The sequence below is a fragment of the Candidatus Lariskella endosymbiont of Epinotia ramella genome, from assembly GCF_964019805.1.
Taxonomy (GTDB): Bacteria; Pseudomonadota; Alphaproteobacteria; order Rickettsiales; family Midichloriaceae; genus Lariskella.
Genome location: NZ_OZ026472.1, coordinates 528,485 through 552,886 on the forward strand (window position 1 = coordinate 528,485; position 24,402 = coordinate 552,886).

Genomic DNA, 24,402 nt, shown 5'->3' on the forward strand with positions numbered 1-24,402 from the left:
CTTTAATAAAATTCGTAATTCTGCTTAGGCATGTTGAAGCCTTTAGCTTTAGCAAAAGGTCTTTCTATAAGCTAATATTATACATCAATTTAAAAAATTTTCATTTTTGGCGGATGGATTTCTTACGGATTTAAAGCGCTATTTTTGCGCTCCAAGCACCATTTCATGCGCACTTTCAAGACTTTTGGCGCAACGTACAAGCTACTCAATTTTTTAATATGAGCTTTATTATGCGCACGTATATGTAGAACATAGGAGTGCTACATATAGTGAAAAATAGCTTCCATACATAACTATTAAAAATAAGTGTTAGCATTTGCTCAGCTGGCAAAACCTTAAACATTGTCAAAAATACTATAACAATAGTAGTATCAATAAAAAGTGATATACATGTACTACCATTATTTCTTAACCATAGATGCTTTCCTTTCGTAAGCTTATATATCCATAGGTACATCACAATATCAACTGCTTGTGATACATAACATGCGATCATAGAACCTATAAAAGCAACACTATAAAAACCAAATACTTTGTGGAAAGTTAGATTATCAACTTTTGACCAACTTGTGGCAGGTAAATAATCTATAAGTGCTATGATTGTTGCTATTACTATGTTAGTGAGTATTGCAAAACGCACACAAAAATTGGCTCTTGCTTTCCCATAAAATTCTGTGATTAAATCAGTAATCGAAAAGGTGAGGGGGTATAAAATAGCACCAGCAGATAACTCGAATGTATAAATCGATGGTACATGTAAAATAACGAATTTTTGATAAACTAAGTTTCCTAATATTATCAGACCGGAGAATAATATACAAAGGCTAGCATAAACTTTTTCAGCTATAGGCATGAAGTTATATCCTCAATCTTAGCTGCGAGTATAAAATCACTCTCAGTTAGTCCATTTACTTTATGCGTCCAAATCTCTATTAAGCAAGCTCCCCATTCAATACTTAAATTTGGATGATGCTTCTCTCTCTCAGCAATAATTGCTACCTTATTTGCAAATTCCATAGCATCTATAAAATTATTAAACTCATAGCGTTTATATACATGTCCAGAACTATTTACTTTCCAATGATTTTGTAATTGATCTAATAATTTATGTATCTCATGCTTATTAAGCGGCATTATATCATTTTGATATGGCAAACATTGCTTATCTGCTAGTAAATGAATATTGGTCATAGCTTACCTAGTAAAATAATATAAATATTTCCTAATTTGACAAAAGTGATTTTTAAATTAAGTTTATACGATACTATGCTACCTATATACTAATAACTATTTTAAATAATCCGTCTATTCCACTATTCCTCTCAATAAACTCATTATTATCTGCCATGTCTTCTTAGAAACATTGAAATAATAACTGCAATAAAGATAACAACTACCAAAGACGAAAATGTAATAACAAAATTCTGTACTGAGTAAACTCTTACATTATTTATATCATATATGTGATTCCACTGAAGATCGAGTAGATAACCAGTAAACTGGTCTAGTATAGCGCAGCCAAGCATATTAAGGGTATTAATTGTACCTATTATCACACCAGAATTTTGATGATCAGAAACTCTAAGCGCACCTGTAAAACATAACATCTCAGATCCACATAAGACACCTATTATAAATAGTATAAAAGAGACGCCTTCTAAAGAGAGATCAGGGAAATATAGCAGTGTACAAAAGCTTATTAATATTCCAGTTGCACATACTTGTATTCCACGATTGATAATATTATATCTTTCACATAAATATGGAATCATGATACTACCCACTGCAAGCCCGAGATATAGTTGCATTGTGGTACGTGCGCTTATAACATTATTCACAAGTAATTTCTGCTCTATAAAAGCAACTCCCATTAAATCTGCAAGAACAGAAAGAGGAGTATATAGTCCAACTGATAGTATTGCATACATCACTATCACAGGATTCTTCAGCACTATTGAGATTTCAAGAAGCATACTTGATATACTAAAAGATGACATATTTGCGCGTACTATAGGTCCCTGAGTAATGCTTTTTTTAATGCTAAAGAAAGAAAATACAAACATTAAAAAGCCAAAAAATGCCATATACTTATAGATTTCTCTCCAAGATATAACTGTGAGGATGCTACTTATTATAGTACCACTAAATAATGCGCCCATAACCCCTATTGTTAGTGTCAAACCTAAAAGCACAGCTCTATTCCCAGGTGGCATGTTATCTGCAACTATTTTAAGTGCACTCATAAAAGCAGCAGCAGAACCAGCACCTATTAAAAACCTAGCAAGCTGCATGGTACTAAGCGTATTTGCATAGAAAAACATTATAGACCCAATACTGCAAAGTAGTATAGAAACAAGAATTACAATTTTTGCTCCATATTTATCCATCAACACACCGAGCGGTATTTGCAATATAGAATATGCCAAGAGGTAAATAGAACCAAGTGATGCAAATTGCTGTGCTGTGAGCAAGAACTCAGTTCTAAGTTCATGGTGCATTACACCTGGTGAAACTCTCAGTACATACTGATAAAAAAAGAAAAGTGCAGCAGTAAGCCAAGCAAAGTATACACTTCTTGATTTTATTATGTTATTAATCATGTCTGACATGTTTTTTCATTACCTCTCTTGGTAGTTTATGTAAAACACCTTACACCCTTTCTATCTTGGTCATTTTGAAGGATAAATAGGCCGAAGAACCCGACTAATTAATTGTGTAGGTAGTTAGCATAAAACTGAAGTTTGTTATTTTTATAGCATCTATTGTTTTGATGTAGCATATAAACATGCATAGCATGCTGAAAAGACATCATATTACACAAAAATTCCAAATCCATTTATTATCTAATATACAAGACCATCTATTTTATGAATATCTTCTCTATATTTTACGAAAATATAACAAATATATTGCTGCAATTTGAGCATGAACAAAACTCTAATTTTATATTCACGGTAGAAGTGCCAAATAACCCTAAAAATGGGGATTTAGCAACTAATGCTGCAATGATTTTTGCAAATCATACAGGACAATCTCAGAAGAGAGTAGCAGAATCGATAGCAACAGAGCTATCAAAGTCTGATTATGTACTGTCCTCAGAAGTAGCAGGTCCTGGCTTCGTCAATATAAAACTTACCAATAGCTTTTGGCAACACTTCTTGCGCGAAACCTATTTATCAAAGAAAGAGTATGGTGATAGTAAAATTGGAAAAAATCAAGAGATTAATATAGAATTTGTTTCTGCTAATCCAACTGGGCCTATGCATGTTGGACATGCACGCAGTGCAATTTATGGCGATGCACTTGCAAAATTACTTTCTAAATGTGGATTTAAAGTTACTAGAGAATACTATATAAATGATGCTGGAAAGCAGATAGATACTCTGATTCACTCATTATTCATAAGATATAAACAAGAGCTTGGAATAGATGCAACACTTGCACAAAACTCATACCCAGGTGAATATCTGATCGACATAGCAAAAACATTAGTAGTATTACATGGAAATAAGCTTTTAAACATTGTAGATGCAGAACGTGACTTGATATTGAAAAAATTTGCTGTTGATCAGATCATGAAGATAATATGCAAAGATATGATGGATCTTGGCGTGATTCATGATAAATTTACGTCTGAAAAATGTGATATTCTTGAAAAAGGATTAGTTGAAGAAACTTTAAAACGACTTCAAGATGCTGATTTAATATATAGTGGAGTTTTAGAAGCGCCTAAATCTAAGACTAGTGATGACTGGGAATCTACAGAGCAAACAATATTTAGAGCAACGAAATTTGGTGATGATGCTGATAGACCGATTGTGCGTTCAGATGGAAGTTACACATATTTTGCTTTAGATGCAGCTTATCACTTAGATAAGCTGAACAGAGGATTTTCTAATATGTTACTATTGCTCGGTGCAGATCATGGTGGCTATACAAAAAGAATCAAAGCTATCGTTAGTGCACTTAGCAACAATGAAGCTGAAATTCATGTCATCATTAATCAATTAGTCAATCTAATGAAAGACGGAAAGCCATTTAAAATGTCAAAGAGAGCTGGAAATTTTTTAACAGTACAAGATATTTTATCTGAACTCGACAAGGATTTAATAAGATTTGGAATGCTTAGCAGAAAAAATGATACAGTGATAGACCTTGATTTCACGAAGATGAAAGAACAATCTAAAGATAATCATATTTTTTATATACAATACGCAAGCGCAAGAGCACATTCAGTTTTATTAAAAGCTAAAGAACTTGGGATTACACAAGATATAGAGTGTGCTAATTTAGAAAGACTTGTTTCTGAACAAGATATGACATTGATAAAGAAAATAGCTATCTTTCCAAAGGTTGTTGAAAGTGCTGCAAAGTCTTACGAAATTTTTAGGATTCCATACTATCTATATGACCTTGCAACAACATTTCATCAAATTTGGGGATATGGAACTCATAATGCTCAATTTAGGTTTATAGTAGAAAACGATAGAGAGCTAACAGCTGCAAGGTTGATTTTAATACAAACGTTTATTAATACAATAGAGTCTGGTTTAGATATTATAGGAATAAAAGCAGTAGAGAGTATGTAGCAGTGTTCGAATTGATAGTAGTTTCATCTTTCTTTCAAGAAACCATTAGTCAGTAGTGTATATGTTGTTTTCAATACGCCTCAAGCAAAATTGTAATGTTGCTTTCTTTATTGTATGCTACACACTAGACTTCTTTAAAAATTTGTTTCAGTGGGGCAAATAAAAGTAGCATACGGAACGCTGGGGAACACAGTGTATATAAAATACATTAGCATCTCCAGGCTTTAAAAGGATGCGACAAAGCAATTTGTCGCTGGAATAAGCGTTTGAAGAAGTCTAGTGTGTTTTTAACAATAACAGTTGTTTAACTAGTGACGTAATATCTCTAGCAATGGATGATATATAACGCGTTACTTATAAAAAGTTTGAATGAATTAAAAGATATATGAAAGTAAGTACATCTGAGCATGGAAAGAGTTTTGGTATAAGTAGAGAAAAGTTCATTGAGTATACAAAGACTATTATATGGGCTGTGATTATCGCTTTATTGTTTAGGTCTTTATTTTTTGAGCAGTTTAAGGTACCTACATCTTCTATGGTGCCTACAATTATGATTGACGATCGGCTCATTGTCTCTAAATATGCTTATGGATATTCAAGATTTAGTTTTCCTATTTCGCCAGAGAGTTTTAAAGGTAGAGTATTTTTCACTCCACCGGAAAGAGGCGATGTAATAGTTTTTAAAGCGCCAGATGAGGAAAGTTGGTGTATAAAAAAACTCATAGGACTTCCATGTGATAAGATTAATTATATAAAAAGACTAATAGGGCTTCCTGGTGATAAGATACAAATTCAAGATGGAATTTTGTATATTAATGATGTTTCAGTACAAAGAAAAAGAATAGGTGCGTCAACTCAAATTGGTGAGCGTGGAGAGAGTATTATATATGATGTATATGAAGAAATTCTTCCAAATGATGTTGTATACAAGATTCATCAACGCAAAAGCAACTCTGATTCAAATAATGGATTTGATGAGGATAATACACCAATATATAGAGTACCAAAGGGTCATTACTTTTTTCTTGGTGATAATAGAAATCATTCTGCAGATAGTAGATATTCAAGTGGCATAAGCTATGTTTCAGAAGATAAATTAATGGGCAGGGCTGATGTAATAATCTGGCCTGGTGATTTTTCTTTTAAAAAATTTTTTTCAAGCATGGATATTGGTAGAATGTTTGGAGGTTTAAGTGACACAGTTACTCATTAATTATAAATTCAATAATCCAGACATATTAAGGCTTGCATTAACTCATCCAAGTCTTGGTAAGAATAAAATAAGCAATGCGCCAAAGAATGGATATGAAAGGCTAGAGTTTCTTGGAGATAGTGTGCTTTCCATGGTCATTGCAGATATAATCTACCATGAGTATTCGGATCTTCTTGAAGGACCGCTATCAATAATACATGCAAATGCTGTGAATACAACAAGCCTTGCGAAGGTTGCATTAAGTATTAATCTAAATGAAGCTATCATGATGGATCACGGAGAAGAGATCATAGGTGGGCGGAGTAATCCAAGAAATCTTGAGAATGCAATGGAGGCATTAATAGGAGCAGTTTTTCTAGATAGTGATTATGAAACAGTAAAGTCTTTTATAAAGGAGCTTTGGCGTGATGTTTTAGGCAATCCAGAAATCGAAAACAAAAATCAGAAGACTAAATTACAAGAGTGGATGCAGAAACATTATAAGACAAATCCAATCTATGTTTTAGAAAATGAGGAAGGTGATCCTCACTCTCCAATATTTAGTATTTCGGTTGAAATTCATAAGATAGGAAAAGTAATTGCAACTGGGCGTTCTAAAAAAGAAGCGGAACAAAAGGCTGCTGGTATGATGCTAGAAAAAATAACACATGTAAGTGGTTAATATAATTAAAAAGAATGTCTAAAAAATTATCTATAGTAGCATTGGCAGGAATGCCAAACGCTGGAAAATCTACGTTAACTAACCTGTTGGTAGGACAAAAGATTTCCATAGTTACACCAAAGGTGCAGACAACAAGATTTAATACAAGAGGAATAGTAAATTTAAGAGAAACACAAATAATTTTTATAGATACTCCTGGGCTTTTTAAACCTAAAAAGCCTCTTGAAAAACAAATAGTAAGGTCGGCATGGGATGGAATAAACGAAGCTGATATAATATGCTTTTTGATCGATCCAAATTCAGATTTTCTTGAATATTTATTAACAATTAAAGAGAGAGTGAAAAATAACAATCAAATCTGTATTGCAGTAATAAATAAGATAGATAAATTACGTGATAAAAAGACTCTATTGCCAATTATGGAGTCTCTAAATCAACTCAGCATTTTTCATTCTATCTTTATGATCTCTGCGCTGCGTGGAAATGGAATTGACAATCTTTTGTCATTTATTACACAAAATGCAAAGGAAATGCCATGGCTTTTCAAGGAAGATGAGGTAACTGATAAAACAGAGCGTGAAATTGCAGAGGAAGTTACAAGAGAGACTCTATACATGACGCTTGCAGAGGAATTGCCATATTCTATAGAGGTAAAAACTGAAAAGTGGGAAGAGCTTGATGATGGCAGTGCAAAGATTCATCAAGTGATACATGTTTTAAAAGAATCTCAAAAAAACATTATAGTTGGCAAACAAGGAGCGAAGATAAAAGAAGTAGGATCAAAGAGTAGAGTAAAGATCTCAAATATACTAGATAGACCTATACATTTATTCTTATACGTAAAAGTGAAAGAAGATTGGATAGAAAAACAATGCCTTCTCTAGCATTTTATTGCATTTTGCAAGGAATGCTACAATTCAAGCTTTTTTTGAAATATAGCGTTATATCAAAATCCGAAATATCAACTCTTTATTTACCAGCTATATACATTAATTTTATTGTTATACCTTTTAAAAGTTGACATATGGCTTCAGAATTGGTAGACAAGATTGGTCTTTACCTCTCTTATATCTTATGTGAATCATAAATTTATGTTTCACTTAGGCGTTATTATTTTTATGTTAGGGTAATTGTTTTTATAGCTTTGTGTTTTTGAAAATATAGTTATAGTTGTGTCTTTCATACCAAGATCTTTTAGATTACTATAGCTATGTTATACAAAGTAATATTTATTATGGCGAAGTAGCTCAGTTGGTCAGAGCAGCGGAATCATAATCCGTTTGTCGGGGGTTCAAATCCCTCCTTCGCTACCACAGTTTATGTGTTATAAAAAGCTGTAAGCTCTAAATTATAGTATATGCTCAAAAATCTAGATCGATTCTGATATACTATAATTTTTTGACAACATAAATTTTGCAGTCCATCCGCCAAAAATTGATTTGCTGCGCTAATTTTAGGATATATTAATTGTTCCTGTGTTTAGTAAACACTACTTTCACAAGATCCGTAAGGTTTTTGCGTTTATTATAACATTTTCTTACGGATGTAAACCACTATTTTTACGCTCTAAACATCATTTTATGTTGCTTCCGAGGCTTTTGGTGCGCGTACTATGCCTCAATTCAAAAAAAATTTTACTTATTGATTGATAGACACATATAATAAAAAAAATCATTTATACATACTATTCTCAGTAGTTAAGTTATTTTCTGCTAGACGTTGCTGATGGCTCAATGTTTTAGTTTGTATATTTTTCGCTTCACGGTACGCCTGCTCTAGCTCAAGTCTTTCATATTCATATGTAGACTTGAAAGTATTAATTTCAGGTTTAAAGCTAGCTGCACATTGAGCTGCAAGCTGCAAAGAGCCAAGTTGCGTTTCATTACTGATAGATATTGGTTGTATAATGAGACTAGGCTTATCATTAAAAAAGAGTCTAGAAATGATAGATGGTTTGTATGTTTGTATGGTGACTTGATCAGCAGTATTCTTATCAGTTACTGTAATAGTCCCTTGATATCCCATGAGTATGCTAAACCACGACTCTGGAGCATGTACTTCAATTTTTAAATCTCTACCATTTAATACAGGAAACACATCTTGTATACGTGATACATTCATATTAGCTATGTATGTAGATAACATAGTAAAAGTTTTATCATATTGAAGTGCTAAGGAATTTATTTGCATGCCCATAGGCACCTTTACAAAGTTCATTTCAATAGGATTATTCTTGATATCTTGATATAGATGTTGCAAGAATTCATGATCAAAGTCTTTATCTTGATTTACATTTTTTAAATTGTTTTGAAATTGTATAAAACTCATATGGTTTCGAATAGATGGATTATGCAAGTCAGTATTCAGCATGATAGTTGCAAATGCTAATAGATATACCGCATCAGGGTGATTAAAATCTTGACATTGGTTTTGTTGCACATAAGCTTCGCTAAATTCTTGAACTAGTCTGTCTATTTTTTGTGCTTCTCCAGGCAACTTATAACTCTTTAAATAATCACGTAATGCATCACCAAATGGTTTATCTTTAAATTCCATACTTGCAACAAAATGTTTTAGTACACTTTGATTTTCTGTTGCTTTGGTGCCTAGATAATCTCCAATTTCAGATAAATCTAGATTTTGTTTTTCTGTTGTAAAGAAAGCTGCAATTTGTTTTTCTTTATCTATTTGTAATGTATTACAAATATCTTTAATTTGTGCGATCCCATTCTTTGGCTTAGCATTAAAAACCTTAGCAATTTGAGATCTTATTTCAGCAGAAAATTTCTCGTGCATATTATTACTTATAGTTTCAAAATATTAATTTTCATAATGTCTATAGCAGTGAAATAAAGTATGAAATCAAGTATCATGCTATAGATATGCTTTCTTCAATATCAAAAGATTTTGTAATGCGTTTTGTCATAGACTTATATGCTTATTGTTAGATCAAAAAATCATAATTATTGCGAAAGATTTTATGTTAAAAAAACTTTCCGATTTCTAACATAGCTACACTTATTATTGCTTGTTTTATAAGGTCATCAAATTAAGTTCATATGTTATTTCAAGCGCATCATACCTCTAGCTATTCATCTAATTTAGCTACAGTAGGTTGGTCTGACCATGCTTCTTATCTCATGCCATCGCACTTCTTCACATCATTTTTCTTACTCGCTCTTTATCAATAGACTCTTAAATACATGCATTAACTGTCATTTGTTTTGATTAAAAGATAGATATAGAACTACTCTTTAACCTTATGGTTGTAGACAATGTGTATAAATGATAGCAACATTGGAAATTTTATCAAATCAAAAAATGTAATTTTTATGATATATTTATCAAGGTATAATTTAATTAAAAACAACTTAAAATTGACTCTAAGTATGTAGTATGATAATTGTCGCAATTCCATGATGAGGATTATATATTAGACCTCTTGCATAACCTATTTAAAGTGTAGAAGTCAATATTTGATCTTACAGACAGTTATAAATTTTATATCTGCTTGTCAGTTAAGTTTTGACTGTCAGATATGTAACTGAGATACAAGATTTCATTATTCTTTTCCACAGCAAACTTTTTACTATCCAAAAAAGTTTGCATAGGAGTTTTTCCATAACAATATTTACCAGAATGAGGTCTTGCATTGTTGAAATGTTCTAACCAAATATCAAGATCTAATTGCAAATCATCTAATGCTGTATAAATCTTTTTACGCATAGCTGTATCAAAGAATTCTTGTTTCATAGTTTTATTAAAACGTTCACACATACCATTAGTCTGAGGTGAATATGCTTTAGTTGTAGTATGCTCTATACCTTCTATACTGAGAAATAACTCAAAAGCATGGTGCTCTATATTCCCTTTATATTCTCCTCCACGATCTGTAAGAATACGAAGCATTGGTATCCCTTGACTCTCATACCATGGTAACACTCGATCATTTAGCATATCAGCTGCAGTAATTGCAGTTCTTTCAGTATACAGTTTAGCATCAGCAAATCTACTGTAGCTATCAATAAACACCTGAGCATAAACCTTTCCTATCCCTTTGAAATTTCCTACATAATATGTATCTTGGCAACCTAGATAACCTGGATGTTGTGTCTCAATTTCTCCATGTGCTTCTTTTTCATTACTACGTTTCTCTAGTACTTGCAGCTGTGCTTCAGTCAAAATAATACCATCTTGGGCCATCTTAGCTTCTAATGCTTTCAATCTTTTATTGATATTATTTAAATCATTACGTAACCAAATTGACCTGACTCCACCAGGTGAGACAAGTATACCACTCTTCTTCAGCTCATTTGATACTCTAAGTTGTCCATATGCTGGGTACTCTATCGCCATATCAATTACTGCTTTTTCTACATTAGGATCTACTCTATTAGCCATTATTGGCTTCTTACGACTTATTTCGTATAGCGCTTCTTCTCCTCCTGTTTCATATAGTTCTTTAAATCTGTAATAGCTATCTCTACTATAACCCATTGCCTTACATGCAGATGATATACTACCAAGGCTTTTGGCCAATTCAAGTAAACCAATTTTAGGTTTGATTATTTTTTGATTTAAGTTCATTGCTTATCTCCATTTAATAACTAATTTAGTTTACCAAATGTAAGATAAAATATCGACTAATACATTTAAAGCTCAAAGTTATAGATACCAGCAAGTAAATTAAACCTTAAACCGAATCGTTTTCTTCTGTTCCTATAACGATCAGCGATAATTTTAAATCGTTTGATCATGCCTATGACGTTTTCATTTAAAACACGTTCACTAGACAATTGACGATTTTTCTTTTTATCTTTCCTGCTTAGTGGTCGCTTTTTTGTCTTTTTCTTTGGTAACTCTGAATTATAATGCAACTTATCAATGCCTTGATAACCAGTATCTGTAAGAACTTTAATCTCAGGGTGGATGTGAACTCCGGATTCTTTAAATAACCTGAAATCATGACGCTTGCCATTAGAAAAATTAGTGCAAATGATTTCTTTTTTCCTTTTATCCACAATAAGCTGAGTTTTTAGAGTATGTCGCCTCTTTTTTCCCGAATAAAAGTGCTTCTGTTTTTTTTAGGTCGTTCTATCGGTGTTTCAGTAGCATCAATTAACACAAGTTCGTATTCAGAATCGCTTTTTAGTAATGCTTTACGTCCAGGTAGTGAAAATCGTTTATCTTTAATTAGAGTATCTTCAATCCAACGTATATTACGATAACAGGCACTTTCACTTATTCCATAACTGCGGGAAATATGAAAATATGTCCTGTATTCACGCAAGTACTCAAGCGTCATGAGTAATCGATCTTCTAAAGCCAATTTATTGGGTTTTCCACCTTGAGACTTTAAAATAGCTTCAGCTTCTTTTAATATACTTAGTATAACTTCAAACGTTCCTCGTTTAATGCCAGTAAGCCTGCGAAACTCTTCTGCGTATTCATCTTTGATGTTTTCAAACTTCATGTTATCCTTGATAAAATCAAGGATTTTAATCAATTTATATGGTTATGCAAGAGGTCTATTATCAATTGATTCCATTCGTTTTAAAGCATCTTTACACACTGTTTCTAAGACATGTATTCATCTTTTTATAACGCAGTCTTCTAATTTATGAACTAAACCATATCAAGAATAGAGATTAACTGATTTATTGCACTGCCTTTATCAGTGCACGCGTGAGTATTTAAAGGTATGATTTTTTATAGTACCAGTTAATTTCTTAATCAAATATTATATATTAATAAATACATAATAACCGGTCTCACAAAGCGCAAATTTTTGAAATATAGTGAATATACTGCAAAGAAATATTTTGATTGAGCTATTTTATCAAATCAATAAACAAAGTTTACCTTTATTATATGTCAATGAGATTAACAAAAGAGTTTTTTTTACAACCAACATTACAAGTAGCAGAGTTATTGCTTGGAAAAATATTAAATTTTGATAATTATCAAGGCATTATTACAGAAACAGAAGCGTATATAGGGCAAGATGATCCTGCTTGTCATGCATCAAAAGGTAAAACAAAAAGAACATCCATAATGTTTGAAGAAGGTGGACATTGTTATGTATACTTAATATATGGAATGTATTATTGTTTTAATATTATTACTGAAGCTAGAGATTTTCCTGCTGGTGTACTGATCAGAGGTCTCAAGTTAATTTCTCCTACTGATATCACTATACAAGGACCAGGAAAATTATGTAAATATCTAGGAATTGATATGAAACATAATGGTCTAAGCGTATTAGATTCAAAAAATTTGTTCTTAACAGATCATAACTATAAACCAAAATTTATTGCTACTACGCGTATTGGTATAAAGGTAGGCACAGATAAATTATGGCGTTTTTTAGTGCAGTAATTACATATAAATCCTACTATTTCAGGATTTATATAAATTAATATGAGAAATACATTGTAAAGATTTATAAGAAAACATTAGTATTTTGACTCAAAACTATACATTTGGAGCGTACTCTTCTACTGGGTAAATCAAAAAACAGAGTCTGTGATGCTTATTAATAGGTGAGAATATACTTTTACTTGTGTTATTATATATAAGTTACTTTCTAAGAAATAGCACTGAATAACGTATCAAACTGCAATTTATTCAGCTTGTAAGAACATGTGTTCGTTTGCTTGTGTAACACACCAGGAATAATCTCCATAAGTATTCATTAAGCATGAACTCGTAAAAGCATAATGATCTGTATAGTTTAGTTTACCAACAATGTAATTATACTCTTCTTCTCTTCCAGACTTTATAGCTTGCCGCACAACCCAATCTCCAAATACATGTAATGCTGAAGTTTGTAATTCAAAATCTAAATAAGGCAATATCTTTCCAAGATCTGATAACTTACTGATGTTAAAATTTGGGATCAGTGTACATAGGCTATCATCAGTAGAATGTTCTGCTTTTGTTTCATTCAAAGTAAGGTATTTATCTATTATATTATGTTGTTCATTTACACATTTTTTAATTATACGAAAATTTTCAGCATAAATACTTAAAGTATCACGCCATGAATCAATTTTTGAAGCTTCTTTTATTTGTTTTTGCACTACACTATTTAGAGCTGATATAAATTCCGCATCATCTATGACTTGTTCAGAGACAGCATTAAAAAACGCTGCGCTTTTTAATGATGAAAGTTTTCTACCATAGAACACGCAATATACATCCAATTCATCAAGTTTTGTTGAATTTGTTATGCAGCGTTCTATTTTATCACGTAACTTATATATCATTTTATAACCTTCGAAAATTGTGCTTTGTTACTAATATTCAATTGAATAAGTACATCAACAATAGCTATAACCTTTAGTTTATATAACACACACTTCACATATGTTGACCGCTTAACAATTTTACTAAGACAATGAAGCAAGCTCTCAATATGTTATTAAGTGAAATATTATCGTCATATATACATAATCAATACAACTTGATTGTAACATATATACTAAAATATTACACCAATATATTGCAGAGGTATTAAGATACATTATCTAGACGTCAACATCTGCAGAGTTTAATATATAATAAAAGTAGAACTGGAATGATTATTTTAAATTGATGTATAGCTAAAATGCTATAAAATAGGCGTAGCAGGCGAGTATTTAGAATAAATTTTTATTCGCTTAAAATCGCAATATAACTCTACTTGAAGCTAGAGGTTGACTTAAAATTTATCAGAAAGACAAAGTTTAGCATGACTCTTTTATACTGCTTTAGCCATATAGGTATTATTAGACAGCAAGATCAATATGACACTCCCACGCGTTTTCTATGTGCATCTCAATCCTGTCTTGCAGTACTAGAAAAAAGTCAAAGCGCGCTTCATAATGTACGTATTCTTGAGACTGCGATAGAAAAAATAATGCAGCATTAGTGTTTCTGAGTTTTTGTCTTTCAGATATTAAGCAGAAAACATTTGCTTTCTTTCTTGCCTTTACTTCGCAGAATATTAATATACCTTTCTTAGTGGCGATGAGATCAAGTTCACCATACGGAGTCCTATATCTATTTTCTAATACAGCATAGCTATTTGCAACTAAATATTCTGCTACCAGCACCTCGGAAGTTAATCCGTATAAATAAGAGGAAGATGCCTTCTTTTTGTCTATACTCATTAGCAATGCAGAAATATAATAAAGTCTATCCGTCACAAATACGCGGTCTTGCGCTAATTTTCGGGTATATAATTGTACTGTACCTAGTAAATACTACTTAACATGAATCCATAAGGTTTTTTGCAATTTTGCCACTTTTTCTCATGGATTTTGATGCATCATAATTGTTTACAACAAATATAAACCCTATACCTTGAGAGTGATAATGCAACTACCACATAATGACCTAAAGAGCTTCACTCGTAATTTTATTGATACAATACTTTGCCTCTTTAATTAAAGTAGCATGATTTCTAGAAAGTAGAGCAGGGCGCGCTATGATCAAAAGACTTAACATCCCATTAAATCTATTATAAGAGCATCTGAAGACTTCAAGCATCATTGATCTAATGACCCTCTTTGCTTTATTACGAATCACAGCTCCTCCGATTTTCTTACTTGCTATCGGTGCAAACCTTATGCAAAATCCTTCAGAGCTATAAACACTGTAAAGTAGCACGAAACTTTTCGAGACAATTTTGCTGCCATTTTTCTTAAGTATAGCAAAGTCAGAAGCTCGAACAATTCTAAAAAGACCTTGGCAAGCGTAGACTTTATTATAGTCATGCACTCAAAACCTTTCTACCTTGAGCTCTTCTGTTATTTATTATCTTCCTACCACTAGGAGTCGCCATTCTTGTACGAAAACCGTGTCTACGTTTTCTTACTAATTTACTAGGCTGATAAGTTCTTTTTGTTGCCATTTTGAGACGATTAATTAACTAGTTTATTTTCTAGAAAATGGAAATCATAACAGATGTTTTGTAAGAGTCAACAAGGATCCTAAGAAAATTGCGTGCTAATACTAACAAATAGTATACTGAAAGAAGCGCTATTATCCATAATAATACTATTGAATGCATTGATATAAAAGCACAGCACATCAAATAAATATTATATTTATTCTATAAATATATTGCTTTTTAGATAGATTATCGCGTTTTCTAAGAATCAAATTGCTATAAAATCTTCTACAGATTAGAGCAAAAATGCTATATACAATAGGTAAATAAAGAGTTTGTATTTAATTAATATGAAATTATACTTCAAAAAGCTAGTAAGAAGTAAGGAGGCATGTGTATAATCAATACATAACAAGCGATCTTTAAGACGCAAATTTTGAAAAGTATCACGAGTATATATATATTATTTTGCCGCTTTAATTAATGGTAGCGTGCCATACATCTCATCAGCAAAAATTGTTGAACTTTACGTTTAAAAATTGTGGAAAGCAGTATCTATTGAGAATAGTTGCCAATTATTTTATAATTAGCAACTCGCATTATTGAGGTTTGTAATAATAACATGACTAAAAATGAATTATGTATTGTTTATACCACTATTTCATCACTGGAAGAAGCGGAATTTCTCATCAACATTGTAATGGAAAACAAATTAGCGGCTTGTGCAAACGTAATAGAAAATGGGAAGTCTTATTACATATGGGAAGGAGAGTTAAAATCTGAAACAGAGGTTTATGTTATATTTAAAACAACATGTGAAAAATCTGCTGAGCTTTCTGAGTTTATTTTAAAAGAACATACATATAAAACCCCAGCGTTACTGCTGTGGCATGCAGCAACCTCGAATGATTTTTATAAATATGTTGCGCGCATTCTCTCTTGAATAAAATTATACATCATTGCACTGTTAATAAAATAATTTTAATATTCTAGAATGTCGTCATGTAGTATAAGGAGTCTTGTGAAACTTATGTTGCATATAAGAAAATATCCTATGAGCGATTGTAAATTTAAGGAATGAGTCGAGCCGTTCATATTAAGCAGCCAAAAGAAAATGAGAAGGCCCATATTAATTAGTCTATCTGTCAAAAATAAACTTTTACAGAAAATTAAATATACAAAAATTAGCTTTTAGATCGGCCCTACGCTAATTTTTTGTATATATTTATTACTCATGTGCCCCGCAAACACTGCTTTCACAAAATCCGTAAGGTTTTTGCGTTTATTATAACATTTTCTTACAAATTTAAAGCGCTATTTTGACACTCTAAACATCATTTTATGCCGCTTCTGAGATTTTTGGTGCACCTGCCCAGTAATTTTTTCCGCATGCTGAATCGAACTTTCCAAATCTTTCTCTGGAAACATGCCAATACTTAGCGCACCAGAAACTGTAAGACATAAAATTTTCTAGTCCATCCGCCAAAAATTGATTTGCGTAGCAAATAAATGCTTAATTTTTAATTTACAACTTGCGCCATACAGATTCTTCGGAATGGACTAGTTTAGAATTTCAAAAGAATCTAGAAACGAAAACCAACTGCAATGGAGAGGGTACCAAAAGAGTTTTTAGCTAAGCACTCTCCTTTTATACTAGGTATATCACTTAATTTTTTTGTATTCTCTTCAGAGCGTGTAATCGAATATGTCTCATTTGTCTTGAATGCAAATTTTGCCGTATATCCAATATCTAAGAAAAATTTATCAGATACATTGTATAATATGCCAATCCCAGCAGCTGCAGCGAGATTATTAAACTTACGTTCCATATTAGCAAAGTCTACATTTGCATTCGATATAGTGCTTGTCTTTTTCATAAACATATAACCGACACCTAGTTTCACATACGGCCTAACACTACCACTAGTATTAAAGTCATAATATCCGTTTAAAAATATATCCGATTCACGTATTTTTACGTTTTGTATGCCTACCACATCGTTTCCTACACTTGGCAAATTTTCTGAATTTTCACCTTTTAAAAGAGACGTACTAACCGCAAGTTCGGTTCTTATACTATCTGTCAAGTAATAACAAAAAGCAATCTCTGGTGTAAAGCTTCGAAGTGGCACAGTGCCAACAAAGCTTGTTTCCTTGCTGAGGCCTAAAGCACTAAGATCTTGTTTCTCTTGTATACCGCTATACCTAGCAGTAGCATATCCAGCACTCCCTTTCACATATTTGGAGCCTGCCAGACCTGTATTTTTATTTTCAGCATTCGCCGAATAAGCATAAAGTGTAGTTGCAAATGTTATATAAAAAATTATCCCAAAATTCTGTCTCATATTATTCTCTATTTGAAATTGATTAGCAAAAATTAAAGCGCTCTGTGCACTTTATTGCATATCCATACGTGATTGATGCAGCAAAGCTAGAAAGCGCTTATTGTATATATTCTTCGTGCGGCATAGTCTCAAAAAAATCAGACATGCCATAATTAACACACATGCCATGCTTAGATGTCTCATCCAGAAGTGAAGTTCTATGCCACGCATTATCGCTATACTGTAACAACGCTATTTCTGCGGTGTTCTTAGGCAAAGAAATATAATTTGCAATAATTGTACGATTATTTATAAACGCATTATTAAAATACAAACTAGATTTATAGCTCACGCTGTAAAGTACGAAGTGCTCTTTGTGTATACAAAAATATGCGGCGCTTAGCATTTCATCTATATTCGAAATTGGAATCGCAGCAAATTGCTTTATTTCCGACATATCTATGCTATGCAGCATTGAATCTTTAGGAACGTTCTGCACAAATACGCTACCTATAGGAGCGCCTGTAGTGATATGCGTAAATTCATCCGCCTCGTATAACGTTGCGCCATTAATATAGATAGCTTTACTAACCTCATATCTATAAAGGCTGTACTTTTGTGCACTAAAGATTTTCATCACACCGTTTCTGAATATCACAAGCTCTATTCCATAACTTGCAGTGTTCACGATTTGTTGAAATTTATAGAGATTGCAACCGACCCATTCGCCGCTTGCTTCCAGCACAACATCCAGTGAAGTAAGGTTGTTTTGTAAATTCGGAATGCTTAGAGACGATTTTACACATAACATCTTACCAGAACACATGCTATAATTTTGCATATGTTGTATTGCGTCAGCTTGCGGAAAAGAAGCGAACTTCAATAAATCTCCTAATTTGCAATAACCTAATGTTACGCCTAAGCTATAACGCGGAGGAATTTCGCTTTTCATCAAGTATTCCATAGCATCAGCAATATACTTAGCATATATTGCCACAGCCTTGCCACTTGCAGCCGCAAACTGAATCCCTACCACTTCCCCATCTTTGTTACAAATTGGAGAGCCGCTATCTCCATATCCTGCACGCAGATTTGTCAGTATTACATGCGTTGAGAAGTAACCCATAGAAACATGAGGATCCAGCACGACCCCATACCTGAAATTATTCACTCCGTCTTCATTATATAGCAGCATATAAACCGCTTCACCAGCACTTCACTTAAACGCAGTTGCATGCAAGCCTCTGGGACTTCATAAGCTGCAACCTGAATTATTGCAAAATCATGCTCAGGATCGTTATACAAAAGGCTGCTTGCTACATGATGATTGTTGAAGAATGTTACATATAAATCCTGTATTAATGTTTTATTCGCTATATGCTTATTTGTGAGCAATAATCCATTCTTCTTATCCAATATGAATCCCTTGGCTGTTGCAATTGCACTCTGCGCTCCATATATAGAACCATGTAATATGCTTCTTATAGTAACGATAGCTTTGTTTAAATGCTCCATTGTGAATTGCGCTTCAATGTTTTTCTACCATTTGTAAATCATCCCAAAGCCTTATAACTTCCTCAGCAAATGCTAATATAACTTACCCAAAGATAGCACCAAGGATACCTAGCGGAAGTGCAGCAACATCTACAACAATTTCTCCAACAGCCTCACCTACTTCTCCAATAATATGAGTAGTATCTACAATCACTTCCCCTACAAATTCACCAAATTCTTTAATAGCTTCTTCAGCAGCTTTAGCAGTTCCTTTAGCAATTTCTTTTACGGTTTCTAGATCTGCATCTACACAAAACTCCGGTCCGTTATTGATACGTTTACAAAGAGTTTCAACATAACTGGACTCGTCAGCAAAAGGACTCTTTACCTGAATGCCATATTGATCGCCGTAATCTTGAAATCCATAAATGTCATTAATTTGAAGTTCATATAATTCGTATCACATATTAATTTACTCTTTATTAGTTGAAATTATATATTTGCCCCAAGCTCATGGCATTTTTATTTCTTAGCGGCGACTATAGCAGCGTTAACAGCGCCTCACAAGCAATAAATTTAATTATTTTGTGTTTTTCTTTGATTTATATGGATCTTTAAAATTTCATTATGAGAATAATAAATTTATTACAAATTTATTTATAATATGGCAGCATAATTTCTCCCAGAGCGCTATATTTTATAGATTGCTTGCTATGATCTGGATTTTCTATTTCGATCTTCACTTCAAAATCTTTGAGATCATTTTTTGCACCACCCAACATGAAATAAATCCGCTTCATACCATTCCTGAGCCCGGCTTTATAGGCATTGCTATTCTCATCCACTCCAGAGATCAAACCCATTAAAAATGATCTGTCTATATCAAAGCCAAATTGACAAATTGCATTATCGATTCTTTTATAAGACAAAGCTCTGTTTAGCTCAGGAATAGTATCTGGAGGTGAGATAGGCGCAAAATCAATTATATAGCGATCCATATAGCTATATAATCCATCTTTTCTTTCCTTATCCTCAAATTCTTGCCCAAGAAGCTTTGCAAATTCACTATAAAACTGCTCTCTGCTCACATTGCAAGAAGCGCCCTTACAGTGCGATTTAACTAAATTCCGCAAAAAATCATCTAAGCTAAATTTTCCACTACTCTTCGTCCTTATCATATAATCCATGTTCATGGCGATGAGCCTGCCAGCATCATCCATTGCTACGAGTTGTCCAGAATTATAAAAAGCCCTTGCTGTATATCCACTGCCTAAGAGTATTTGCTCAACTATGCGTGTCTTTTTAGAATAAGGTGCGCTAACTATTTTTTGAAAGATTCTATCCCGCTTATAATATTCTTCAATCGATTTGTTGATATTATCAATATACTCCTGCTCTGTGATAATACCGTTCCTATAGTTTAGTAATGATGTATAATAATCAGTAAACCCTTCAGCAAACCATAAATGATTAAACTGCATATTAGGACCAAATTCTGCAAAAAACCCTCTATTTCTGAATAGTGAGTGTATACTTTCATGAGAGATCAAAGTTTTCAAATTTTCAAGATTACTGATAAAAATAGCATCTCCTGTATTCACTCCGTCACTTCCCATGAATATGCTACTTGCGCTGCTATCTTGCGTTATTAGTACAGCCTTGATTTCATCTGTTTTATACTTGCCAAGGATGCCATCTATAAACTTTGCATTAAAGCCCAAGATTTTTCTTGTAAGAGATGTGATATACTGATGAGAGAGTGAGGTGCTGTCGTCATCTTGAGAATCTTTCAGAGCCTCCTTCGGAAGTCCTACTGTCACAATTAGAGCGCCAGCCTCTTTATCATGTGGGCTAATGTTTATATCAAGATCTGTGAATATATAAAAGCTAGAGAAGAGATTTTCCAGTTTAGTAGGCATTTCTTCTGACATATCATATGCACTGGCACCTGACATCATCTTTGCACTTTTTTTGCCAAGTGCTTTTGAATCAATGACAATCTTGCTGGGTTGATTTTTATCCAATTCTGGGTATAGCAACACACCAGAACCTCTGAAAATAATGCTATTTTGTGAAGCAAATGAAACGGCTGTATGTTCAGCCTGGTATGAGATTATAACATCTGCATTAGGTTTATGATGTATCAACAATGATTCGCAATGATAAGGGAAAGAGCGCATGCATTTATTCCCTTTCACACGCTCAATTTTCAAATTTTTTTTATCAGATATGGCGCTAAATGAGGATTGCTCATACTCTATGCCAGAAAGCGCTGGAATGTAGATCAAAGTTTTACCAGAGCTATGCCCTTGAAATTTTACATCAATCAAAAAAGCGCTAAGATCATCTTTAGTTGATATCTTATAATTAACAACCTTACTACTAGCTTTAGGCTTTTTTGGGGAAGATGACAAATTTGATTTGTCTGTTTTGCTATTACCAGCAACCTGCATCTCTTTTTCTAAAGATATCTGATTCGCCTGCTTTGCAAGTGCCTCTATATTTGCAAAGCTCGCAAAATATATACAAGTAGCACCTATAAGCAGCGCTAAAGCCATAAAATACCGCATTTCACCTCATAAGTTAGTGATAAATTTTTTCATATGCATCAGTAGATAAAAGCAATAAAGGCGAGTAAATACTTTACAGGATTTCGACTCACCTTTTTTAAACAGTAGGGATAAGAATTACCTAGCTGTTGCTAAGGTAATATGCGTTACCATCCGCCACGGCCGAAGCCATATATACGACCGCCGCCTCTTTGAAAATTGTGATTTTCAATAATGGGCCCTCTTGGACAGCCACCAACGCATATACCAACCTCTCCACTTTGTCCATCCGTTCCAACACAAGTATAAATTCCTTGCTCTGTGTAATAGCAAACCTTTGCAGTTTCCATATATCCAGAGCTATCAGCAAAAGGACTCTTTACCTGAAAATGCCATATTGATCGCCGTAATCTTGAAATCCATAAATATCATTAATTTGAAGTTCATATGATTCATATCCCATATTAATTTACCTTTTGTTAGTTGAAATTATATATTCGCCCCAAGCCCATGGCATTTTTATTTCTTAGCGGCGATTATAGCAGTGTGAATAGCGCATCACAAGCGATAAATTTAATTATTTTGTGTTTTTCTTTGATTTATATGGATCTTTAAAATTTCATTATGAGAATAATAAATTTATTACAAATTTATTTATAATATGGCGGCATAATTTCTCACAGAGCGCTATATTTTATAGATTGCTTGCTATGATCTGGATTTTCTATTTCGATCTTCACTTCAAAATCTTTGAGATCATTTTTTGCACCACCCAACATGAAATAAATCTGCTTCATACCATTCCTGAGCCCGGCTTTATAGGCATTGCTATTCTCATCCACTCCAGAGATCAAACCCATTAAGAATGATCTGTCTATATCAAAGCCAAATTGACAAATTGCATTATATTTTTCCAATTTTATAATAAATTGAGCTTTCATTTCTTGTGCTGCGTACCCAATTTAAGAATTGAGTAATGGAATCAACCTGATCATCATGCTTAGCATTTGGAAATAAAAACAGTTCTTGTTCAAGTTGCGTTAGCCATTCTGCATTTTCAGGAAAAAAATCCGTCCGGATTCAAAAAAAGAAGATATAAGTTGTAACCTCAAAACTTTATCATATTTTGGCTCTATAGGTATGATGTTAAATGCACTGTTTTTAAATTCTTGAATAATTTGTTGACCTGATGCTTTATCTTCCACCAAAGCTACTTCAGGATTAAACCTTTTATAATGATCTATGAATATAATTTTCGCACTCTGATATTCTACTTTGATCCGCAGTACGTCTATTAAGTAGTAACAATCATTCAATATGCTCCATGTTGTGCACACACTATAGTCATTTGACTCTCCAGATTTAATAGCAAAATCCCAGCTTTGATATATCATATGATGTTCAACAGGCGTTTTATACCTTATTATCCAATTAGGTTTTATAATACTATTACTGAAATTTATTGGCTCTTGTTGATATTGCGCAGAAAATGCATATAACCCTGCTCCTTTGCGCATTTCATCAACAGTAGAATGATCATCTCTAATAGGATATAAAATATCACCTTTTTTTCTATAATGCTGAAATTCACCAAAATTTATTAGAGAAGTTTCCTCTGCGATGAATGGAATTTTTAAATGCGTCCAGTTTGAGTATCTATTCAGTAAAAAACTACATAAATCCTTAGTATGCAAGCGTTGTGTTACAACTAAGATAGCGCCAGATCTTTTATCATTTAACCTGGAATATAAGGTATTTTCAAACCAGTGAGCAGCTTTTTCTCTCATTTTTTCGCTCATTGCTTGTATTGGGCTAACTGGATCATCTAAAATTATTAGACCTCTTGCATAACCTATTTAAAGCTCAAAGTTATAGATACCAGCAAGTAAATTAAACCTTAAACCGAATCGTTTTCTTCTGTTCCTATAACGATCAGCGATAATTTTAAATCGTTTGATCATGCCTATGACGTTTTCATTTAAAACACGTTCACTAGACAATTGACGATTTTTCTTTTTATCTTTCCTGCTTAGTGGTCGCTTTTTTGTCTTTTTCTTTGGTAACTCTGAATTATAATGCAACTTATCAATGCCTTGATAACCAGTATCTGTAAGAACTTTAATCTCAGGGTGGATGTGAACTCCGGATTCTTTAAATAACCTGAAATCATGACGCTTGCCATTAGAAAAATTAGTGCAAATGATTTCTTTTTTCCTTTTATCCACAATAAGCTGAGTTTTTAGAGTATGTCGCCTCTTTTTTCCCGAATAAAAGTGCTTCTGTTTTTTTTAGGTCGTTCTATCGGTGTTTCAGTAGCATCAATTAACACAAGTTCGTATTCAGAATCGCTTTTTAGTAATGCTTTACGTCCAGGTAGTGAAAATCGTTTATCTTTAATTAGAGTATCTTCAATCCAACGTATATTACGATAACAGGCACTTTCACTTATTCCATAACTGCGGGAAATATGAAAATATGTCCTGTATTCACGCAAGTACTCAAGCGTCATGAGTAATCGATCTTCTAAAGCCAATTTATTGGGTTTTCCACCTTGAGACTTTAAAATAGCTTCAGCTTCTTTTAATATACTTAGTATAACTTCAAACGTTCCTCGTTTAATGCCAGTAAGCCTGCGAAACTCTTCTGCGTATTCATCTTTGATGTTTTCAAACTTCATGTTATCCTTGATAAAATCAA

25 protein-coding genes and 1 tRNA gene are annotated in these 24,402 nt (G+C 32.9%); 8 read left to right on the forward strand and 18 right to left on the reverse strand.

The annotated features are described in order from the left end of the window. Window positions 1–205: 205 nt before the first annotated feature. From AACL20_RS02285 to AACL20_RS02295, 3 genes are all read right to left on the reverse strand, one after another. Window positions 206–853, reverse strand: coding sequence for a queuosine precursor transporter (locus AACL20_RS02285; RefSeq protein WP_339052480.1), 648 nt, complete (start codon window positions 851–853; stop codon window positions 206–208). Then, window positions 844–1,191 (reverse strand): 4a-hydroxytetrahydrobiopterin dehydratase, encoded by a 348-nt coding sequence (locus AACL20_RS02290; RefSeq protein ID WP_339052481.1) that lies wholly within the window; start codon window positions 1,189–1,191, stop codon window positions 844–846. The genes AACL20_RS02285 and AACL20_RS02290 overlap by 10 nt, the downstream gene beginning before the upstream one ends. Before the next feature lie 146 nt (window positions 1,192–1,337). Continuing rightward, complete coding sequence (locus AACL20_RS02295) at window positions 1,338–2,609, reverse strand: MFS transporter (RefSeq protein ID WP_339052482.1); 1,272 nt, start codon at window positions 2,607–2,609, stop codon at window positions 1,338–1,340. A gap of 258 nt (window positions 2,610–2,867) precedes the next feature. Between AACL20_RS02295 and argS the strand changes: the two genes are divergently transcribed. From argS to AACL20_RS02320, 5 genes are all read left to right on the forward strand, one after another. Continuing rightward, entirely contained in the window at window positions 2,868–4,589 is a 1,722-nt protein-coding gene (gene argS / locus AACL20_RS02300; protein ID WP_339052483.1) for an arginine--tRNA ligase, read from the forward strand. A gap of 385 nt (window positions 4,590–4,974) precedes the next feature. Beyond that, window positions 4,975–5,802: a signal peptidase I gene (gene lepB / locus AACL20_RS02305; protein WP_339052484.1), complete on the forward strand. Its 828-nt coding sequence runs from the start codon at window positions 4,975–4,977 to the stop codon at window positions 5,800–5,802. Beyond that, window positions 5,783–6,463 (forward strand): ribonuclease III, encoded by a 681-nt coding sequence (gene rnc, locus AACL20_RS02310; protein ID WP_339052485.1) that lies wholly within the window; start codon window positions 5,783–5,785, stop codon window positions 6,461–6,463. The genes lepB and rnc overlap by 20 nt, the downstream gene beginning before the upstream one ends. A 14-nt stretch (window positions 6,464–6,477) precedes the next feature. Then, the gene (gene era, locus AACL20_RS02315; protein ID WP_339052486.1) at window positions 6,478–7,347 is read left to right on the forward strand and encodes a GTPase Era; all 870 of its coding nucleotides are present in this window, start codon (window positions 6,478–6,480) and stop codon (window positions 7,345–7,347) included. A gap of 352 nt (window positions 7,348–7,699) precedes the next feature. Continuing rightward, window positions 7,700–7,776: transfer RNA gene (locus AACL20_RS02320), tRNA-Met, on the forward strand. Window positions 7,777–8,134: 358 nt separating this feature from the next. Here the strand turns inward: AACL20_RS02320 and ralF are convergent. The 3 genes from ralF to AACL20_RS02335 form a co-directional block, all read right to left on the reverse strand. Beyond that, window positions 8,135–9,259 (reverse strand): T4SS guanine nucleotide exchange effector RalF, encoded by a 1,125-nt coding sequence (gene ralF, locus AACL20_RS02325; protein WP_339052487.1) that lies wholly within the window; start codon window positions 9,257–9,259, stop codon window positions 8,135–8,137. A 705-nt stretch (window positions 9,260–9,964) separates the two neighbouring features. Continuing rightward, window positions 9,965–11,050, reverse strand: coding sequence for an IS481 family transposase (locus AACL20_RS02330; RefSeq protein ID WP_339051889.1), 1,086 nt, complete (start codon window positions 11,048–11,050; stop codon window positions 9,965–9,967). 65 nt (window positions 11,051–11,115) lie between these two features. Beyond that, window positions 11,116–11,936, reverse strand: a protein-coding gene (locus tag AACL20_RS02335; protein ID WP_339051669.1) for an IS5 family transposase whose coding sequence is annotated in 2 segments (ribosomal slippage) — window positions 11,116–11,549 and window positions 11,549–11,936 — 822 coding nt in all. Because the reading frame shifts where the segments join, the coding sequence is not laid out codon by codon here. On the opposite strand from AACL20_RS02335, the gene AACL20_RS02340 reads away from it, so the two are divergent. Together AACL20_RS02340 and AACL20_RS02345 are read left to right on the forward strand one after the other, a co-directional pair. Continuing rightward, on the forward strand, window positions 11,935–12,087 hold the full coding sequence (locus AACL20_RS02340; RefSeq protein WP_339052488.1) for a hypothetical protein: 153 nt from the start codon (window positions 11,935–11,937) through the stop codon (window positions 12,085–12,087). The two genes, AACL20_RS02335 and AACL20_RS02340, sit on opposite strands and share 2 nt — an antisense overlap. Window positions 12,088–12,340: 253 nt before the next feature. Continuing rightward, window positions 12,341–12,841: a DNA-3-methyladenine glycosylase gene (locus AACL20_RS02345; RefSeq protein ID WP_410519915.1), complete on the forward strand. Its 501-nt coding sequence runs from the start codon at window positions 12,341–12,343 to the stop codon at window positions 12,839–12,841. Window positions 12,842–13,086: 245 nt separating this feature from the next. Here the strand turns inward: AACL20_RS02345 and AACL20_RS02350 are convergent, their stop codons facing one another. The 4 genes from AACL20_RS02350 to rpmH all read right to left on the reverse strand — a co-directional run bounded on the left by AACL20_RS02350 (window position 13,087) and on the right by rpmH (window position 15,359). Beyond that, window positions 13,087–13,731: a hypothetical protein gene (locus tag AACL20_RS02350; protein WP_339052490.1), complete on the reverse strand. Its 645-nt coding sequence runs from the start codon at window positions 13,729–13,731 to the stop codon at window positions 13,087–13,089. Window positions 13,732–14,232: 501 nt separating this feature from the next. Then, complete coding sequence (locus AACL20_RS02355; RefSeq protein ID WP_339052491.1) at window positions 14,233–14,616, reverse strand: YraN family protein; 384 nt, start codon at window positions 14,614–14,616, stop codon at window positions 14,233–14,235. A gap of 226 nt (window positions 14,617–14,842) precedes the next feature. Next, entirely contained in the window at window positions 14,843–15,226 is a 384-nt protein-coding gene (locus AACL20_RS02360) for a ribonuclease P protein component (RefSeq protein WP_339052492.1), read from the reverse strand. Next, window positions 15,219–15,359, reverse strand: a complete 141-nt coding sequence (gene rpmH / locus AACL20_RS02365; protein ID WP_339042333.1) for a 50S ribosomal protein L34 — start codon at window positions 15,357–15,359, stop codon at window positions 15,219–15,221. The genes AACL20_RS02360 and rpmH overlap by 8 nt, the downstream gene beginning before the upstream one ends. Window positions 15,360–15,960: 601 nt before the next feature. On the opposite strand from rpmH, the gene cutA reads away from it, so the two are divergent. Continuing rightward, on the forward strand, window positions 15,961–16,281 hold the full coding sequence (cutA, locus tag AACL20_RS02370; protein ID WP_339052493.1) for a divalent-cation tolerance protein CutA: 321 nt from the start codon (window positions 15,961–15,963) through the stop codon (window positions 16,279–16,281). A gap of 640 nt (window positions 16,282–16,921) precedes the next feature. Here cutA and AACL20_RS02375 read toward each other — a convergent pair. From AACL20_RS02375 to AACL20_RS02410, 8 genes are all read right to left on the reverse strand, one after another. Beyond that, a complete protein-coding gene (locus tag AACL20_RS02375) occupies window positions 16,922–17,683 on the reverse strand; it encodes an OmpW family outer membrane protein (protein WP_339052494.1) in 762 nt (253 codons plus the stop codon). A 97-nt stretch (window positions 17,684–17,780) separates the two neighbouring features. Then, entirely contained in the window at window positions 17,781–18,857 is a 1,077-nt protein-coding gene (locus AACL20_RS02380) for a S1C family serine protease (RefSeq protein ID WP_339052496.1), read from the reverse strand. Continuing rightward, on the reverse strand, window positions 18,830–19,177 hold the full coding sequence (locus AACL20_RS02385) for a serine protease (RefSeq protein ID WP_339052497.1): 348 nt from the start codon (window positions 19,175–19,177) through the stop codon (window positions 18,830–18,832). The genes AACL20_RS02380 and AACL20_RS02385 overlap by 28 nt, the downstream gene beginning before the upstream one ends. 632 nt (window positions 19,178–19,809) lie before the next feature. Beyond that, on the reverse strand, window positions 19,810–21,714 hold the full coding sequence (locus AACL20_RS02390; RefSeq protein ID WP_339052498.1) for a hypothetical protein: 1,905 nt from the start codon (window positions 21,712–21,714) through the stop codon (window positions 19,810–19,812). Between the two features lie 158 nt (window positions 21,715–21,872). Continuing rightward, window positions 21,873–22,055 carry a hypothetical protein gene (locus AACL20_RS02395; RefSeq protein ID WP_339052499.1) on the reverse strand — a complete coding sequence of 61 codons (183 nt, stop codon included), beginning with the start codon at window positions 22,053–22,055 and terminating at the stop codon, window positions 21,873–21,875. A gap of 327 nt (window positions 22,056–22,382) precedes the next feature. Further along, a complete protein-coding gene (locus AACL20_RS02400) occupies window positions 22,383–22,646 on the reverse strand; it encodes a hypothetical protein (RefSeq protein ID WP_339052500.1) in 264 nt (87 codons plus the stop codon). Window positions 22,647–22,745: 99 nt separating this feature from the next. Beyond that, window positions 22,746–23,492, reverse strand: a complete 747-nt coding sequence (locus tag AACL20_RS02405; protein ID WP_339052501.1) for a hypothetical protein — start codon at window positions 23,490–23,492, stop codon at window positions 22,746–22,748. A gap of 69 nt (window positions 23,493–23,561) precedes the next feature. Next, window positions 23,562–24,382 (reverse strand): IS5 family transposase gene (locus AACL20_RS02410; protein WP_339051669.1). Its coding sequence is split into 2 segments (ribosomal slippage): window positions 23,562–23,995 and window positions 23,995–24,382, totalling 822 coding nucleotides; the frame shifts between segments, so codons are not numbered across the junction. Window positions 24,383–24,402 lie beyond the last annotated feature (20 nt).

Coding starts and splice junctions, on each gene's coding strand:
- AACL20_RS02340 (WP_339052488.1), top strand. CDS start 11,935: ATGTTATCCTTGATAAAATCAAGGATTTTAATCAATTTATATGGTTAT.
- AACL20_RS02330 (WP_339051889.1), bottom strand. CDS start 11,050: ATGAACTTAAATCAAAAAATAATCAAACCTAAAATTGGTTTACTTGAA.
- AACL20_RS02375 (WP_339052494.1), bottom strand. CDS start 17,683: ATGAGACAGAATTTTGGGATAATTTTTTATATAACATTTGCAACTACA.
- AACL20_RS02380 (WP_339052496.1), bottom strand. CDS start 18,857: ATGCTGCTATATAATGAAGACGGAGTGAATAATTTCAGGTATGGGGTC.
- AACL20_RS02395 (WP_339052499.1), bottom strand. CDS start 22,055: ATGGAAACTGCAAAGGTTTGCTATTACACAGAGCAAGGAATTTATACT.
- AACL20_RS02355 (WP_339052491.1), bottom strand. CDS start 14,616: ATGAGTATAGACAAAAAGAAGGCATCTTCCTCTTATTTATACGGATTA.
- ralF (WP_339052487.1), bottom strand. CDS start 9,259: ATGCACGAGAAATTTTCTGCTGAAATAAGATCTCAAATTGCTAAGGTT.
- AACL20_RS02295 (WP_339052482.1), bottom strand. CDS start 2,609: ATGTCAGACATGATTAATAACATAATAAAATCAAGAAGTGTATACTTT.
- AACL20_RS02390 (WP_339052498.1), bottom strand. CDS start 21,714: ATGGCTTTAGCGCTGCTTATAGGTGCTACTTGTATATATTTTGCGAGC.
- AACL20_RS02285 (WP_339052480.1), bottom strand. CDS start 853: ATGCCTATAGCTGAAAAAGTTTATGCTAGCCTTTGTATATTATTCTCC.
- AACL20_RS02290 (WP_339052481.1), bottom strand. CDS start 1,191: ATGACCAATATTCATTTACTAGCAGATAAGCAATGTTTGCCATATCAA.
- era (WP_339052486.1), top strand. CDS start 6,478: ATGTCTAAAAAATTATCTATAGTAGCATTGGCAGGAATGCCAAACGCT.
- AACL20_RS02400 (WP_339052500.1), bottom strand. CDS start 22,646: ATGAAAGCTCAATTTATTATAAAATTGGAAAAATATAATGCAATTTGT.
- AACL20_RS02385 (WP_339052497.1), bottom strand. CDS start 19,177: ATGGAGCATTTAAACAAAGCTATCGTTACTATAAGAAGCATATTACAT.
- lepB (WP_339052484.1), top strand. CDS start 4,975: ATGAAAGTAAGTACATCTGAGCATGGAAAGAGTTTTGGTATAAGTAGA.
- AACL20_RS02350 (WP_339052490.1), bottom strand. CDS start 13,731: ATGATATATAAGTTACGTGATAAAATAGAACGCTGCATAACAAATTCA.
- rpmH (WP_339042333.1), bottom strand. CDS start 15,359: ATGGCAACAAAAAGAACTTATCAGCCTAGTAAATTAGTAAGAAAACGT.
- argS (WP_339052483.1), top strand. CDS start 2,868: ATGAATATCTTCTCTATATTTTACGAAAATATAACAAATATATTGCTG.
- AACL20_RS02405 (WP_339052501.1), bottom strand. CDS start 23,492: ATGAGAGAAAAAGCTGCTCACTGGTTTGAAAATACCTTATATTCCAGG.
- AACL20_RS02345 (WP_410519915.1), top strand. CDS start 12,341: ATGAGATTAACAAAAGAGTTTTTTTTACAACCAACATTACAAGTAGCA.
- cutA (WP_339052493.1), top strand. CDS start 15,961: ATGACTAAAAATGAATTATGTATTGTTTATACCACTATTTCATCACTG.